Here is a 14,703-nt window from a genome sequence, read left to right as displayed (position 1 = left end):
AATGAAGTTACTTCTTATAACCAGGTTACTGCACCTGTCTCAACATCATAATTTGCTCCAACAATTTTAATTTTACCCTCTGCTTCAAGATTTTTAAGTGTTGAACTTTGCTTACGGATATCTTCAATCGCACTTTTTACGTTTTGATGATTAAGCCTTTCCAGCAGTGAGCTGTTTTTTGATGAACGCTCTTCGTTCTCTTCAATGATGTCATTGATGATAGGGTTGAAATGATTGATAAGGTGGTTCAGGTTATCCATTCCCAGCCCTTCAATTTGTGCCGCGTCAAGACCTCCTTTCAAAGCTCCGCATTTCGTGTGTCCTAATACTACGATAAGCTTAGAACCGGCAACGTTACAACCGAATTCCATAGATCCTAAAATGTCTTGATTAACAAAATTACCAGCAATTCTAATACTGAATACATCTCCTAATCCCTGATCAAAGATAAGCTCTGCAGAAGTACGGCTGTCTATACAGCTTAAAACTACTGCAAAAGGCCATTGTCCCTCACGTGTTGCATTCACTTGCTCAAGAAGGTCTCTGTTTGCCTTAAGGTTATTTACAAATCTCAGGTTTCCTTCTTTTAAGAATTCTAATGCTTTCTCAGGAGTAATAGTTGACTGTGTTTCGTATGTATGTGCTTTCATATTTTTATTGTTTTCGAATTTAAAGTTAAAAAAATTAATTAATTGTAGAGATTACATAGCTCTTTTATGCGTAACTAAAATGTGAGAGTCCTCGCTTCTTTCGTAATCTCTGTATGAAGTTTTAAACCCTATCAGTTCTACATTGATGTCTTGTTCCTTTGCACGGATATTGGCAAAGTCCTGAATCATTTCCAGTACATCGGTTGCAATGTAGGATGTACTTTTTGCATCTATGATTACTGTAGAGTTGGGTTTTATATTTTTAAGTGTTTTTTTGATGGCTGCCTTATTTAAAAATGATACTTCTTCAGCCAGCTTGATATTGATCCCATCAGCGTCATCCAGTCTTTCTCTGCTTAAATAGTAAGCTCTTTTCATATTTCCCTGAAGGATATAGAAAACAGAGATGGTAAGACCAATTCCTACCCCTTTTAACAGGTCTGTTGCCACTACAGCTACTACGGTTGCTACAAACGGTATAAACTGGAATTTTCCCAGGTGCCAGAAATGTTTGAACGTAGCTGGCTTTGCCAATTTATATCCCACTAAAATTAATACCGCAGCTAATGTTGCTAATGGAATTAAATTTAAAATAACAGGAATTGAAAGCACACAGATCAATAAAAAGACTCCATGAATAATAGAGGAAATTTTAGAGGTTGCTCCGGCATTGGCATTGGCAGAACTTCTTACCACTACAGAAGTCATCGGAAGCCCACCAATAAATGAACTGATAAGGTTTCCTATTCCCTGGGCTTTAAGTTCAAGATTGGTATCTGTAATTCTTCTCTGTCTGTCTAAACGGTCCGAAGCTTCAATACAAAGTAACGTTTCAATAGAAGCTACAATGGCAATTGTTGCCCCTACAATCCATACTTTAGGATTGGTAAAACCATTCAAGTCCGGAGTCGTAATCAGATTTTTAAAATCATCGAAAGTCTGCGGAACCGGTAAAGAAACCAAATGCTGGGTTTCGATAGCCAGAGAACTTCCGGACATCTTAAAGAGTTGATTCAAAAGGATACTTACAATTACTGCCACCAATGCTCCCGGAAGCATTTTCATCCTTTTCAGTACGTGGATTTTGTCCCATGCAATAAGGATGGCTACAGAAACTAAAGTAATAACAATGGCTCCCGGATGAATAGCTCCGAATAATTCTGTAAAATATCCGAAATTCAGGCCGTTATCAAAAATAGATTCGTGGCCTTCATAATCTTTATCAAATCCTAAAGCGTGCGGAATCTGTTTTAAAATAATAATGATTCCTATGGCTGCCAGCATTCCTTCAATAACGTTATTCGGGAAATAGTTGGAAATACTTCCGGCTCTTACAAACCCTAAAACCAATTGAATAAGTCCTGCAATAATTCCTGCACACAGAAAGAGTTCAAATGCACCAAGATCTGTTATTGCTGTTAAAACGATAGCTGTGAGACCCGCTGCAGGTCCTGATACTGAAATATTTGAATTACTGATTGTTCCTACTACCAGGCCGCCTACGATACCGGAAATAATACCGGATAATGGGGGAGCACCTGATGCTAAAGCAATTCCTAAACACAACGGAAGTGCTACTAAAAATACCACGAGTCCTGAAGGAAAATTTTCCTTGATTCCTCCTATTAATGATGTCTTTTTCATAATGTGAAGCTGTAAGGTATAACCGGCTTATCTGTTTTTAGATAAGTCAATTATAAAAAGTTGAAAAAAATAATTTTTAAAGTACATGCGTATCCGATATCAAAAATGATATGGAAATAGTATCAAAAAAATCTAACTATAGGAGTTACGCTTCCGGAGGAGGGGAAAATATAGTAAGTAAAGGGGAAAGATGAAAAGAATCATCAATCAGAATAAAAGACACACCCTGAACATCAGGTTCAGAAAACTTCAGATAATCGAAAACATCTAAAGGTTTCGGAATGGTCTTTTCGTAAACAATGAATGAGGATGGGTGAGAATGGGGTTCTTCTTCATTGATTATTATATTCGTTCTCGCAATATCCCAGCCTGCAACTGCAGCAATGCCTGGCAGCGCTGTGAAATTGAGAAAAAACGTTAATACAATAATACTCCAGAATTTCATTTTACCTTCTTTTTAGAAAAACTACTTGGTCTTTCTGCTCATTACCCAATCAGAACCTGTAAGATTGTAGATCTTTTGGATGTCTTTCAAGATTTTCTCAAAATCAATCTCCAGATCAATGATTTTACCTGTTCTAAGGTCAAATACCCACCCGTGAACAATAGGATACTCTTCTAAAATGTATCTTTCCTGTACACAGGCCATTTTGATCACGTTGATGCACTGCTCCTGAACATTAAGTTCTACAAGTCTGTCATAACGCTTGTTTTCGTCCTGAATAGAATCCAGCTCTGCCTGATGCAGTCTGTAAACATCACGGATGGTTCTCAGCCATGGATTTAATAATCCAAGATCCTGAGGAGTCATCGCTGCTTTTACACCTCCGCAATTGTAATGCCCACAAACAACAATGTGTTTTACTTTCAAATGTTCTACAGCATACTGAATAACAGCTGTGGAACTCATATCCAAAGTATTAACAACATTAGCAATGTTTCTGTAAACAAATACTTCTCCAGGTTTTGCTCCCATCAACTCTTCTGCAGTGGCTCTGCTATCTGAACATCCGATATACAGATAATCCGGATGCTGAGTTTTTGCAAGTTCATGGAAGAAATTTGGATCTTCTGCTAACTTTGACTCTACCCATTTTTTATTGTTTTCGAAAATAACCTCGTACGATTGTGACATAATTTTAAATTTTAAAAGTTTATAATTATTTATTTCGTTTAAATTATTTTCAAAATCAATAGACTAAATCAATAATTATGCAAAAATATACTTTTTGTTAAAAAGTCAAACACTTTTAACAAAGTTTAATAGTAAAATATGCTTAAAATCATATCTGATATTCCTATATACTTTGCTTTACCCATATTGATATCTATAAGGTAATCCAAACGTTTAAAAAACTAGGATAAAATTACGAAGTATAAATTAAAATTTGAGATTTGTGAATTAAAATATTCTTAATTATTTATCGGTTCATGGATGTATTGGATTTGAGTTTAAAAAAAATCATCGAAATATATCAGAAAATGAATAATTTAAAGGTCTGATAAATCTATTCATTGAATGTCTGATTTTGGATTGCAATCTTTACCATCCTTATTTTACCTGGCAGGAGTTTTTATTGCCTGTTTTTCTTCTCTTTTGATTCTGGGGAAACGCAAAAAAATAAAGGCAGATTATGTACTGGCAGTTTGGTTTTTGATGATAGGAATACATCTTATATTATTTATGCTGTTTTTTTCCGGCAGCTATGTGAAATATCCTTATTTTCTTGGTTTTGAAGTGATCTTTCCCTTTATTCACGGGCCAATACTGTATGTATATGTTCTGTGTGTAACAGGAAGAAATCCTGGTGTGAAGACAGCGTTGCTGCATGGCATTCCTGTTCTGATGATCTGTATATTGTTATCTCAATTTCTGATGATGTCTCCCTGGGATAAGCTTGCTTCTTATCAGAATGGGAATAACGGGTGCAAATCATTAAGTAAGGTCATCAAATATCTTATGATCTTATCAGGAATTGGATATGTTGTTTTAAGCCTTCTTGCCGTCAGGAAATATACGAAAGGAATATCCAGCCAATACTCAAATACTGAGAAAATTAATCTGAACTGGTTGTATTATCTTATTGCAGGTATCGCCTTCATATGGATTGCTGTTATTATTAGAAATGATATTCTTATTTTTTCCATCGTTGTTCTATTTATTGTAGTGGCAGCGTACTTTGGAATCAGTCGGGTGGGGATTTTGGATCTGCCAGTTAGTATTGATCTACCAGAAGATAAGGAGCAGGATCATGAAATGGTAAAATATCAGAAAAATTCTCCGGGTGATGAGGCTATACAATCTATTTATGAAAAGCTTGTGTATAAAATGGAACACGAAAAACTATACAAAGACCCGGAACTTAATCTGAACAATATTGCCAAAGTATTGGAGGTTCACCCTAATGTATTGTCTCAGGTCATTAATTCTATGGAGCAGAAAAATTTTTATGATTACATCAACAGGCAGCGTATTGAAGAATTTAAACGGACTGTAGTACTTCAGGAAAATCAAAAATATACGATTCTTTCATTGGCTTTTGAATGTGGATTCAATTCCAAAACTTCTTTCAACAGAAATTTTAAAAAATACATGAATTGCTCACCTACAGAATTTTTAAAAAGCCAAAGCATTCATATGGAATGATTTATTGTTGATATTTTGTAAACGATTTATTATTAGCGATTTATAAATAGGTTCCACCTTTCATTTTGGAACAATTGACACTTTTATTATGCTCATTTTTACAGAAAATTAAATTGACAACTATGAAAAAGTTACTGTTTGTAATAATGGGTATTTTGGCATTACTTATTGGATTATATCCTTTTATTTACGCTTTTGTAGAACATAAATATACCTTTCTGGGTTCAAAATCATCAGAAGTTCTCCATAATATTATCTGGAAATCCGCCTTTTTCTCTCATATTATTTTTGGTGGGCTGGCACTTTTTATTGGCTGGTCTCAGTTTGGGAAATCATTCCGCAATAAAAATATCAGGGTGCATCGCATCATTGGGAAGCTCTATGTGATTGCAGTGGTTATTAGTTCTGTTTCGGCTGTTTATATGGGCTTTTATGCTAATGGCGGATTAATTTCGTCGGCAGGGTTTATCAGTTTGGGATTAATCTGGCTGATGACTACTCTTGCAGCGGTTATACAGATCAGAAAAGGGAATATCAGTAAACATCAGCAATTCATGACCTATAGTTATGCCTGCACCTTTGCTGCAGTAACACTGAGGCTATGGTATCCTTTGCTGACAAAGATTACTGGAGATGCTGAAAGCTCTTATATTGCAGTGGCATGGCTGTGTTGGGTTCCCAATCTGCTAATGGCCTATTTTATTAATACAAAAAAGGTTGCAATTTCAGAATAAGGTTCTATTCCGGTAGTTGACTATACTCCATACTCTTCATCTCTAAGTTCAAATACTTATTTCCTTCATTTTTATAGTGTTGAGGTGTTTCCAGCCCCATATATTTCATGATCAGAGGGTAGATATAAGTAGTTTGGGTCTGTTGGGGTTCATGTCCGGTAATTCTGTAGTTTGCCGGAACTTTGTCTCCAAACCATACAAAAAACGGAACCTGAGTAGATTCTTTAGAGTCTACGTGCAATAATTTGTCTCCTTGTATTTTAAGGCCATGATCTGAAGCGTAAATTACCACAGAATTAGTGTTTTTCAGCGTTTTGAAAATATTGTTGAAAACATAATCCGTGTATTTGATAGAGCTGTCATAGCAGTTAAGATCTCCGGAATTCCAGTTGGGAGGAAGTCTGTTACATGGGTTTGGATGGCTTCCCATGATGTGAAGAACTACAAATTTATTCTCTTTCTTCTGTATTGCATTTTTGAGTTCAGGAACAATTATTTCATCGTAGCCGTTTACCCATTTTTTATTTTTAGACATGGACGCTATGGCTGTAATTCCTTTTGCACTTGCCTGTGTACTGAGCCAGAAAGAATTGTACCCGCTCTGATTGGCAAGATTGATGATATTGTAGGAAAGTTTATCATAACGATATCTGAATTCATCAGGATGAATGCTGGATAACATTAATGGGACACTCAGGTTTGTAATTCCTGCAGGAGAAACAGCATGATCAAAAATTATCATGTTTTCAGCCTGTTGATCTGTATAAGGAGTTGTTTTTTTAGAATAGCCATACAGGGACATGTTTTGCTTTCTTTCTGATTCCCCGATGATAAGAATTACATTTTCTATTCCAGGCTGTATTTTTTTGATATTGAAAACCGGAATATTCTTTTTTATTTCATTAATATCTCTCTGTATATTCAATGCGGTATTGAAATCAGATAAATGATAATATACATTCTTGATCATCCTGCCTCCACCTTTATTACTTACATAGGTGTGTTTAAGGTGATATCCGAAGGGTAAAATAAGCCACAGTAATGCAATAGTGATAAATTTGGCATCAAACTTGACCACATTTGTTTTTAGGTAATTCACCGAGTACACTATCGTTCCCAGAAAAACGAAAAACAAGATGACCGGAAGAATAAACATATAAGACATGCTCATGGCTTCATCCGGATTAGACTCAAGAATACTGATGGCCATTCCTACATTAAATCCGGAATGATAAATAAGAAAACAGGATACTGAGATCAGAAAGTTAATGCTTAGCAATAAACAGAGAATACCAGCAATGACAGTTGTATATTTATTCTTAAAAAGAAGTGCATTGAATACCAGAAACGAAGAAAACATAATTCCATACTCAAAAATATTCCGGATACTGTCTGTTTTTTCAGCCCCAAAGAGATTATCAAAGATGTAAGGGAATGAAATCAAGAAACCCGTTAGGTATATTATAATGAGAAGAATAGGAACTATTTTTTTGAACATGGTTGTAGGTGTCTGGGCTGTTAGGATAAATTTTATATCATCTACCTCTTAGAGTTTCCGGAAGAGCCTGCCGAATATCAGAATCATGGAGTGCATGAAAAGAATTACTATCAGATAATAATTCCCAAATGTTATAGATATTGCATCAACTCAACAAAGAAACTTTTGAAGATAAATTGTTGTAGTTTAGAGCGGTATGTATTTTTCCGCTTTATAGAGTTGATTGTGTAAGTAGGAATAGGGACGTTTGGGTCATATTTTTTTTCATCAAAAATTATTTTAAAAAATTAATAATAAGTCTGGGTTGTGTTTTTAATATTAAGCGATTTGTGGTATTGTAAGGATAGGTGTCATCAAAAATAAAATGTAATATTTTATTTAAAATTGATGATTGTGTTGTTGTTATATAACCAAACAATACATTTTTTTTCAAATGTACAGGAAATTACCGATAAATGCAAGTAGAATTTTTACTATAACTATTGGATTTACTATACTTTACGGTTGATGTAATCCTTTGTTGCATCTGCTGTAGGGATAATTTTGGCAGGATTTCCAATCACAACAGAGTGGGAGGGAACATCAAAGTTGACATAAGAATTAGGAACAATCAATACATTATTTCCGATAGTGATTCCTCCTACAATAACGGCATTGGTGCCAATCCATACTTCATCGCCAATAACCGGATACCCTTCATTTTTTCCACGGTTCTGCTGACCTATGGTGACTCCATGAGCAATATTGCAGTTTTTTCCGATAACTGTTTTGGGATTAATGACAAGGCTTCCAAAATGTCCCAAATAAAAACCTTCGCCGATCTGGGTCTCAGGATAAATCTGAAAACCATATTTGATCTGATAATGTCTTAGTACAATTTTCCAGAAAATATTCAAAAAAGGAATCTTCTGATATTTCTGAGCCTTTCTCAGGATATAGACAAAATGAAGATTCGGATGAATGCATTTTTTCCAGATCTGAAAAGTTGAAAGCCATTTTCCGCTTTCCCGGTAAAAATCTTTTTGAATGATAGAATAATCGGCCATTGTAAATGTTTTTATACTTCGTCAATTATTTTCTGAAGATGTTCTACAGATTTTTCCAAAACAAATGGAAGCTCAGTTTCTGAGACCTGCTTTTTGTATTCTTCAGTGATATTTTTATCCGTAAGAAACTTTTTCATTCCTTCATATATTCCTTCTTCGGAATTGGGGGTAATATTTCCCAGCTTACCGTCCTGAAGAAGATCCCTGATGCCGGAAATATCTGTAGCAGAAATAGGTTTATTGAGGATAAGCGCTTCTGCTATAATCGTAGGGAATCCCTCGTGTCGTGAAGACATAATGTAAAAATCTGCCTTTTTCATATAAGGATACGGATTACTGCTGAAGCCAAGCATTTTGGCCGTATTTTGAAGCCCTAAGGTATCAAGTTGGTTTTGAATAGTATCAAAGTCGTATCCGTCACCAATGATCAGGAGTTGGTGTTGAAGCCCTTCATCAATCAGTTTTTTATGAACATTAAGCAATCTGTCATATCCTTTCTGCGGATATACAGTTCCTACCGTTACAAAAGTAGGAAGATCACTGTTGAAAGGATAGTCATTAACTTCAATATCTGCCTTTCTTAACGTATCATTTTTGTCAATCGGATTAAAGATCTTAATCACGGATGCTTTTTCTGCTTCGTTTTTAGCCAGCTCATACATTCCTTCCTGAAGTTTGTTGGAAATAACGAGTATTCTGTCAAACTTGAAAAACTGTCTGATGACTTCCGGAGTGTACCCTTTTAAATTGAAAATATCATTCTGTACCCAGATAATCTTTTTCGAATCTTTTTGAGGACTGGAGAGAATTTCCTGGTGCATCGCATGGATGGCAGCAATCTCTACATCGTATTTTTTATTCTTTAAAACAAATTTATAAAGTAGGGAAGGAAACCAAAGAAACATCTTCTGATAAAGCACCCTGTAAGCTTTTACAGGAATATCCTGCAGCCTGTTGGTTGTTATCATTTCTCCTTTTGTCAAATAGTACAGGGTCACCCATGACGGAACCTCTTTAATATAGAGTCCCGAATAGAGATTAAGTAAAAGGTCGACTTCATATTTATCAGGAGGAAGATTTTTCAAAAAGTTGATTAATACTTTCTCAGCACCACCATGACGTAATGAACCTATACGAATGAGGAGTTTTTTCTTTTTCAATTTGCTTTTTTTCTTTTTTATGATTTGGCAAGATTAAATTTATTTAATTTTTCTTGCTTTTTTATACTTGTGAGGAAGATTTTCTTTGATATAAGCATCCAGCTTTTTTCGGTCTTTCTCCAGTTCACGGGGATATTCCGGGTTGTTTTTAAGAACAATATCACCATAATCCTCAATAGTACACAGAAATTGTGCCGGGTTTCCGATGAAGACCGTATTGTCAGGCATAGACTGTGATAATACAGAGTTGGCGCCCAAAATACAGTTGTTTCCAATCTGAACATCCTGCATAATTACACAATTAAGTCCAATAGTGCAGTTGTTTCCAATTTTTATTCTTCCTAATATTCTTGCGTCTTCATAGCCTGGAAGTCTTCTGAGCAAGGTGGTTGTTCCACCGTGATTCACAAACCTTACATCACCGGCAATATTTACGTTATCACCAATTTCAATAAGGTAAGGTTCCGTTCCGAAATACACTTTATCAGGCATGTTAAAGTTTTTTCCTACTTTCATCCCTCTATATTTAGCCACTTCAAGGCTGCCCCTGTTCAAAAAAGTATGGTAGAGGGAGTCTATTTTTAATAGGATTCTGAATATAAAAATCATCACAAGTGTAAATTTGTTTTCGTTACTTTTGCAAAGAAAGAGAATTTATTAATATGATGAAAATTTCAAAAATAGAATATTATCTGCCTCAGCAGGTGTTAACTAACGAGGACCTTGAGAAACAGTTCCCTGAATGGAGTTCCGAACGTATCCAGGAGAAAGTAGGTATTTCCCAACGTCATATTTCTTCTGACAGCGAAACCGTACTGGATATGGCTGTACAATCTTCAGAAAAAATTTTTGAAAACTATGACAGAAACAAAGTAGATTTTATTTTGTTCTGTACCCAAAGTCCCGAATATTTCCTTCCTACAACGGCCTGTATTTTGCAGGACAGATTGGGGCTTAGAAAAAATATCGGCGCTATAGATTTTAACCTTGGCTGCTCAGGATTTGTGTATGGACTGGCTTTTGCAAAAGGATTAATTTCCGCAGGCATTGCAAAAAGTATTCTCTTGGTAACTTCAGAGACGTATACCAAACACATTCACCCTGATGATAAAGGCAACCGCAGCATATTCGGGGATGCCTCTGCTTCTGCAATTATTGAAAAATCAGAAGGCAATGATTATCAGTTCTGCCTGGGAACAGATGGAAGTGGTGCAGAAAATCTTATCGTGAAGAAAGGTGCTTTCAAAAAAGATTTTGAACTCAATCCTGAACATGAATTCAGCCCTGAAAATATTTATATGAATGGCCCTGAAATTTTTAATTTTACGATTGAAAATATCCCCGGGCTGGTAAAAGAAACACTGGAAGTGAATGGAATGACGATGGATGATATTGATCATTTTGTTTTCCATCAGGCCAATTCTTTTATGCTGAATTATTTAAGAAAGAAAACCAAAATTCCGGCAGAAAAGTTCTATATTGATATGGAAAAAACCGGGAATACGGTTTCTGCAACCATTCCTATTGCTCTTAAAAATATGATGGATAAAGGAATGCTAAAAGAAGGGGATAAGGTTTTAATGGCTGGGTTTGGAGTAGGATACTCATGGGGAGCCACCATTATTGAAATATAAGAGAACAAAACATTTAAAATTATAAAATATGAAAACATCCGTTTTTTTAGAAAAACTACAGGAGGAATTGGAAGAAGATGAAACATTAACCACTGAAACGAATTTAAAATCTTTGGAAAGCTACGATTCTATCAGCTTGCTTTCTGTTATTGCATTCGTAGACGAAAACTTCAGCAAAAAAATTGATACTAAACATTTTAAAGATATTGAAACCGTTTCAGACCTGATGAATGTTATAGGAAAAGAAAATTTTGAAGATTAATGGATGCTTTCTCATTAAAAAATAAAATTATTCTCATTACAGGCGCTTCTTCCGGGATCGGGAGAAGCTGTTCTGTAGAATGCAGCAAAAGTGGTGCTGATCTTATTCTCGTGGGAAGAAACCATGAGGAACTGATGAAAACAGTGTCTATGCTGAATCCTGAAACAAAAGTTGAAACCATCACTGAAGATATTACCCAATCTGAAAACCTTGAAGCCATCATTGCGGATAAAGTTTCAGTATTAGGTAAAATAGCAGGATTTATTCATTGTGCCGGTATTGAGAAAACATTACCACTAAAGAAACATAACCCTCAGCTTTATCAGGATATATTTGCTGTCAACGTCATTGCAGGACTTGAAATTGCTAAAATTTTATCTTTAAAAAAGTATAAGGATGAGATCTCAAGTTTTGTATTTATTTCTTCCGTTGCAGGAATGATAGGAGAGGCAGGGAAGGCTGCTTATTCTGCCAGCAAAGGAGCTGTGATTTCCGGAGCCCGTTCTTTGGCTATGGAGCTATCAAGAAGTAATATTCGGGTTAACAGCATAAGTCCGGCGATGGTCAATACTCCAATTTTAGAGAAAATGTTTGAAAATATCGGAGAAGAAGCTTCATCAGAAATCATAAAAAAGCATCCGCTGGGAATAGGTGAACCTAAAGATGTAGCGAATGCCTGTATTTTTTTACTGTCTGATGCCTCAAGATGGGTCACAGGAACTAACCTTGTGATTGACGGAGGATATTCTGCACAATAACTTATTTTTTGAGCAGTGTTTCTATAATATTTTCTACACTGTCAAATATTTTCTTATTATCAAACTGACTTTCAATAGTTTTAAGATTCTCTTTAATGTGCGAAACAAGGCTGGGGTCGGTAAGGAATGTTTTCATCGCTGAATACATTTCATCTGTGTCATAATTGATGAGGTATCCTGTTTCCCTGTCTTTGATCATAAGGCCTACATCTCCTACTTCTGTTGCAATAATAGGCTTCTGAAGAATTAAAGCTTCAGCAATTACCAGTGGCCATGCCTCAGATTCAGAAGAAAGGATGAAATAATCCGCCTTTTTAATATAAGGATAAGGATTCATCTGATTTCCCATTAAAATAAATGTCTTTTCAACATTATTTTTGGCTGCCTGTGCTTTAAGGTTGTTCATTTCATCGCCATCACCAATGACAATGATGCTGTGATGAAACCCTTCATTGATAAGCTTCGTATGAGCGTCAATAAGTTTGTGATATCCTTTTCTTGAATGAAGTCTTCCGATAGACGCAAAAACAGGCCCTTCAGGAAAATTTTCAAGCTTTTCTTCCGCCTTATGTTTAATTTCTTCGATAGGGATAGGATTGATGATAACGCTCTCAGCAGGATAATTGAGATTCGGGTAATACTGATGCATCATATCCTTTATTTTATGAGAGCAGTATACCATATGGTCAAATTGTGGAAAGCTCTTTAAAATGTTCGGTACTAACGGCTGAAATTTTGGGACATTAATTTCAGAATGAAACCAGCCTATTTTTTTTGAATTCTTATGGGTAGAATTAAGAATGGCATCATAATCCCTGTAATCCATCCCGATCTCAATATCAAAAGTATCATTAATAAGACGGTCTGCGATGGCAGGAGAATTTTTCAGTTTTCTTAGCTTTATTCTTCTTTTAACGAGCTGAAGTTTCTGTAAAAGAGCGTTGTGGGAAAAATCTTCTTTTCCGTCGGTTAGGTATACTTTTCTGATGTGTTTCGGAAGTTCATCACGCAGTTTCCCCTGGTTGAGAGTCAAACATACTGTCATTTCAAATTTGTCAGGATTAAGATTGTTGAGAAGTCCCAGTAATACTTTTTCTACACCTCCCATTTCCATGGAACGATGCCTGAACAAAATTTTTATTTTTTTTTCTAACATTATCCGAAGATTGTTTGTAACGTAATTTTTATTTTTTTCATGATACGGAAAGGCAGCTGATGCTGATACTGCAATAGTTCAAATATTTCATCTGAACCTGTATACTGATCAGGAACTTTTTCTCCATTGATGGTGGTAAGTCCTCTGCGTTTCATCGTATTGAAAATCACCTGGGCAAAATACTCATGGGATTTCTTTTTATTGTCATTCTGTGAAATTCCGCCCTGATGGGTTCTGTAAAGATAGTTGGTTTCATTAATAAACTGAACGTTCCCTTTTTCATACATTTTAAGATATAAATCCTGATCTTCTCCTATTTTTAAATTAGGATTCATTTTTTCAGTCTGTTCATAAACCGATTTTCTGAAAGTTACAAAATGAGCAATCTGAATCGGGAAATTAAAAAAATAAGGATCTCCATTCGGTACCTGCATCGCAGATCTGAACGGAGCTATAGGCTTCAGATTCTGATCACATGTCATAAACCTTGAATAGGTAAGGACCGTATTTTTTTTAGCCTGAAAAATCTCCATACATTTTTGAATAGCCGTAGGGGAAATGGCATCATCCGGATCCACAAAACCACAGATTTCTCCTTCAGCAAGCTCAATCAGTTTGCTTTTTGTAACTCCTACACCGGAATTTTTTTCATTTTCAAAAAATTTAAATCTTTTGTCATTTGAAATCATTTCCCGGATCATTATCTTCTCATTTTCAGAAGAGGCATCGTCTAAAATTACAGCTTCCCAGTTTGTATAGGTCTGTTGAAGGATACTTTCCAAACAGTCTTTAAAAAAAATGGCGTTGTTGTAATGTGCAATAAGAATAGAAAACTTCATTACCGTTCCTTGAGTATTAAATCCTGATGATTGATAACAGTGGTATTAGACGGAATATCTTTATGAATGGTGCATCCGGCTCCAATGATACAGTTGTCTCCAATAGTAACCCCTTTTAAGACGGTCACATTACTTCCAAGCCAGCAGTTACTTCCTATTTTGATGGGAGCTGTAGTGAACTCAGATGAGAACAGCTTAAATTCCGGCTGGGTCTGGTAAGCATGGTTGTGGTCATACAGTTTCACCCCTTCTCCGAATAATGTATTATCTCCTATTGAAATTCTGTCGAGACAATTGATGGAGCAGAAATTGTTCATAAAAAAATTATTCCCGATTTCTAAAGTGGCATTTTGCTGCACAAGAATATGTACATAGTTTCTGAAACTAACGGAATTTCCAATAGTAATATTTTTTAGATTTTCGTGCAGAACAAAATGATTACTGATCCCAAGTTTTATCCCTTTAAAAGAAACATTGGGGTGTTTTTTAAGACGAGAAATCTGGCCCTTTCGTTGAATTTTTGCTAAAATTTCATCAAGCATACCTGAATTTATTTTCACATTTGTAGTTTACAAATATAATTTGTTTTATATAATTATAAGAATAAATCTTATTTTTGTGCCTTTAAATTAATACTTTATATCAAATAAGACAGCCTTCAGCGTTGAGGTTGTC

General features: G+C 35.4%; 16 protein-coding genes. 5 read left to right on the top strand and 11 right to left on the bottom strand.

Annotation, left to right across the window (positions count from 1 at the left end; all coding sequences use genetic code 11):
- Window positions 1-14 precede the first annotated feature (14 nt).
- The 4 genes from ODR02_RS04420 to ODR02_RS04405 form a co-directional block, all read right to left on the bottom strand.
- Entirely contained in the window at window positions 15-650 is a 636-nt protein-coding gene (locus ODR02_RS04420) for a carbonic anhydrase (protein WP_209786255.1), read from the bottom strand.
- 51 nt (window positions 651-701) lie between these two features.
- On the bottom strand, window positions 702-2,294 hold the full coding sequence (locus tag ODR02_RS04415; protein WP_209786254.1) for a SulP family inorganic anion transporter: 1,593 nt from the start codon (window positions 2,292-2,294) through the stop codon (window positions 702-704).
- A 145-nt stretch (window positions 2,295-2,439) separates the two neighbouring features.
- On the bottom strand, window positions 2,440-2,739 hold the full coding sequence (locus tag ODR02_RS04410) for a hypothetical protein (protein WP_105683231.1): 300 nt from the start codon (window positions 2,737-2,739) through the stop codon (window positions 2,440-2,442).
- Window positions 2,740-2,760: 21 nt separating this feature from the next.
- Window positions 2,761-3,429 (bottom strand): carbonic anhydrase, encoded by a 669-nt coding sequence (locus ODR02_RS04405; RefSeq protein WP_209786253.1) that lies wholly within the window; start codon window positions 3,427-3,429, stop codon window positions 2,761-2,763.
- Between the two features lie 384 nt (window positions 3,430-3,813).
- Here ODR02_RS04405 and ODR02_RS04400 point away from each other — a divergent pair, with 384 nt between their 5' ends.
- The gene (locus tag ODR02_RS04400) at window positions 3,814-4,941 is read left to right on the top strand and encodes a helix-turn-helix domain-containing protein (protein WP_309511711.1); all 1,128 of its coding nucleotides are present in this window, start codon (window positions 3,814-3,816) and stop codon (window positions 4,939-4,941) included.
- 122 nt (window positions 4,942-5,063) lie between these two features.
- Entirely contained in the window at window positions 5,064-5,675 is a 612-nt protein-coding gene (locus ODR02_RS04395; protein ID WP_309511710.1) for a DUF2306 domain-containing protein, read from the top strand.
- 4 nt (window positions 5,676-5,679) lie between these two features.
- Here ODR02_RS04395 and ODR02_RS04390 read toward each other — a convergent pair whose 3' ends face one another.
- The 4 genes from ODR02_RS04390 to ODR02_RS04375 form a co-directional block, all read right to left on the bottom strand.
- Window positions 5,680-7,173 carry a phosphoethanolamine transferase gene (locus tag ODR02_RS04390; protein ID WP_309511709.1) on the bottom strand — a complete coding sequence of 498 codons (1,494 nt, stop codon included), beginning with the start codon at window positions 7,171-7,173 and terminating at the stop codon, window positions 5,680-5,682.
- A gap of 491 nt (window positions 7,174-7,664) precedes the next feature.
- Window positions 7,665-8,219 carry a serine O-acetyltransferase gene (locus ODR02_RS04385; protein ID WP_309511708.1) on the bottom strand — a complete coding sequence of 185 codons (555 nt, stop codon included), beginning with the start codon at window positions 8,217-8,219 and terminating at the stop codon, window positions 7,665-7,667.
- 11 nt (window positions 8,220-8,230) lie between these two features.
- Window positions 8,231-9,379: a glycosyltransferase gene (locus ODR02_RS04380; protein WP_309511707.1), complete on the bottom strand. Its 1,149-nt coding sequence runs from the start codon at window positions 9,377-9,379 to the stop codon at window positions 8,231-8,233.
- Between the two features lie 39 nt (window positions 9,380-9,418).
- Window positions 9,419-9,895, bottom strand: a complete 477-nt coding sequence (locus tag ODR02_RS04375) for an acyltransferase (protein ID WP_245169794.1) — start codon at window positions 9,893-9,895, stop codon at window positions 9,419-9,421.
- 146 nt (window positions 9,896-10,041) lie between these two features.
- On the opposite strand from ODR02_RS04375, the gene ODR02_RS04370 reads away from it, so the two are divergent.
- Genes ODR02_RS04370 through ODR02_RS04360 form a run of 3 tightly spaced genes read left to right on the top strand, consistent with a single transcriptional unit; the run spans window position 10,042 to window position 12,033 of the window.
- Complete coding sequence (locus tag ODR02_RS04370) at window positions 10,042-11,013, top strand: 3-oxoacyl-ACP synthase III family protein (protein WP_209786247.1); 972 nt, start codon at window positions 10,042-10,044, stop codon at window positions 11,011-11,013.
- A gap of 28 nt (window positions 11,014-11,041) precedes the next feature.
- Complete coding sequence (locus ODR02_RS04365; RefSeq protein WP_047380387.1) at window positions 11,042-11,275, top strand: phosphopantetheine-binding protein; 234 nt, start codon at window positions 11,042-11,044, stop codon at window positions 11,273-11,275.
- Window positions 11,275-12,033, top strand: coding sequence for an SDR family NAD(P)-dependent oxidoreductase (locus ODR02_RS04360; protein ID WP_209786246.1), 759 nt, complete (start codon window positions 11,275-11,277; stop codon window positions 12,031-12,033). The genes ODR02_RS04365 and ODR02_RS04360 overlap by 1 nt, the downstream gene beginning before the upstream one ends.
- Before the next feature lies 1 nt (window position 12,034).
- Here ODR02_RS04360 and ODR02_RS04355 read toward each other — a convergent pair whose 3' ends face one another.
- Genes ODR02_RS04355 through ODR02_RS04345 form a run of 3 tightly spaced genes read right to left on the bottom strand, consistent with a single transcriptional unit; the run spans window position 12,035 to window position 14,588 of the window.
- Window positions 12,035-13,189, bottom strand: a complete 1,155-nt coding sequence (locus tag ODR02_RS04355; RefSeq protein WP_309511706.1) for a glycosyltransferase — start codon at window positions 13,187-13,189, stop codon at window positions 12,035-12,037.
- Window positions 13,189-14,028, bottom strand: a complete 840-nt coding sequence (locus ODR02_RS04350; RefSeq protein ID WP_209786244.1) for a glycosyltransferase family 2 protein — start codon at window positions 14,026-14,028, stop codon at window positions 13,189-13,191. Before ODR02_RS04350 ends, ODR02_RS04355 begins: the two co-directional genes overlap by 1 nt.
- On the bottom strand, window positions 14,028-14,588 hold the full coding sequence (locus tag ODR02_RS04345) for an acyltransferase (RefSeq protein WP_309511705.1): 561 nt from the start codon (window positions 14,586-14,588) through the stop codon (window positions 14,028-14,030). The genes ODR02_RS04350 and ODR02_RS04345 overlap by 1 nt, the downstream gene beginning before the upstream one ends.
- Between the last annotated feature and the right edge of the window lie 115 nt (window positions 14,589-14,703).

It is taken from the genome of Chryseobacterium sp. CFS2, assembly GCF_036543225.1.
Lineage (GTDB): Bacteria > Bacteroidota > Bacteroidia > Flavobacteriales > Weeksellaceae > Chryseobacterium > Chryseobacterium culicis_A.
Note: the sequence above shows the minus strand (reverse complement) of the source record. Positions and strands in the feature narration are given on the sequence as shown.

Coding starts and splice junctions, on each gene's coding strand:
- ODR02_RS04420 (WP_209786255.1), bottom strand. CDS start 650: ATGAAAGCACATACATACGAAACACAGTCAACTATTACTCCTGAGAAA.
- ODR02_RS04415 (WP_209786254.1), bottom strand. CDS start 2,294: ATGAAAAAGACATCATTAATAGGAGGAATCAAGGAAAATTTTCCTTCA.
- ODR02_RS04410 (WP_105683231.1), bottom strand. CDS start 2,739: ATGAAATTCTGGAGTATTATTGTATTAACGTTTTTTCTCAATTTCACA.
- ODR02_RS04405 (WP_209786253.1), bottom strand. CDS start 3,429: ATGTCACAATCGTACGAGGTTATTTTCGAAAACAATAAAAAATGGGTA.
- ODR02_RS04400 (WP_309511711.1), top strand. CDS start 3,814: ATGTCTGATTTTGGATTGCAATCTTTACCATCCTTATTTTACCTGGCA.
- ODR02_RS04395 (WP_309511710.1), top strand. CDS start 5,064: ATGAAAAAGTTACTGTTTGTAATAATGGGTATTTTGGCATTACTTATT.
- ODR02_RS04390 (WP_309511709.1), bottom strand. CDS start 7,173: ATGTTCAAAAAAATAGTTCCTATTCTTCTCATTATAATATACCTAACG.
- ODR02_RS04385 (WP_309511708.1), bottom strand. CDS start 8,219: ATGGCCGATTATTCTATCATTCAAAAAGATTTTTACCGGGAAAGCGGA.
- ODR02_RS04375 (WP_245169794.1), bottom strand. CDS start 9,895: ATGAAAGTAGGAAAAAACTTTAACATGCCTGATAAAGTGTATTTCGGA.
- ODR02_RS04370 (WP_209786247.1), top strand. CDS start 10,042: ATGATGAAAATTTCAAAAATAGAATATTATCTGCCTCAGCAGGTGTTA.
- ODR02_RS04365 (WP_047380387.1), top strand. CDS start 11,042: ATGAAAACATCCGTTTTTTTAGAAAAACTACAGGAGGAATTGGAAGAA.
- ODR02_RS04360 (WP_209786246.1), top strand. CDS start 11,275: ATGGATGCTTTCTCATTAAAAAATAAAATTATTCTCATTACAGGCGCT.
- ODR02_RS04355 (WP_309511706.1), bottom strand. CDS start 13,189: ATGTTAGAAAAAAAAATAAAAATTTTGTTCAGGCATCGTTCCATGGAA.
- ODR02_RS04350 (WP_209786244.1), bottom strand. CDS start 14,028: ATGAAGTTTTCTATTCTTATTGCACATTACAACAACGCCATTTTTTTT.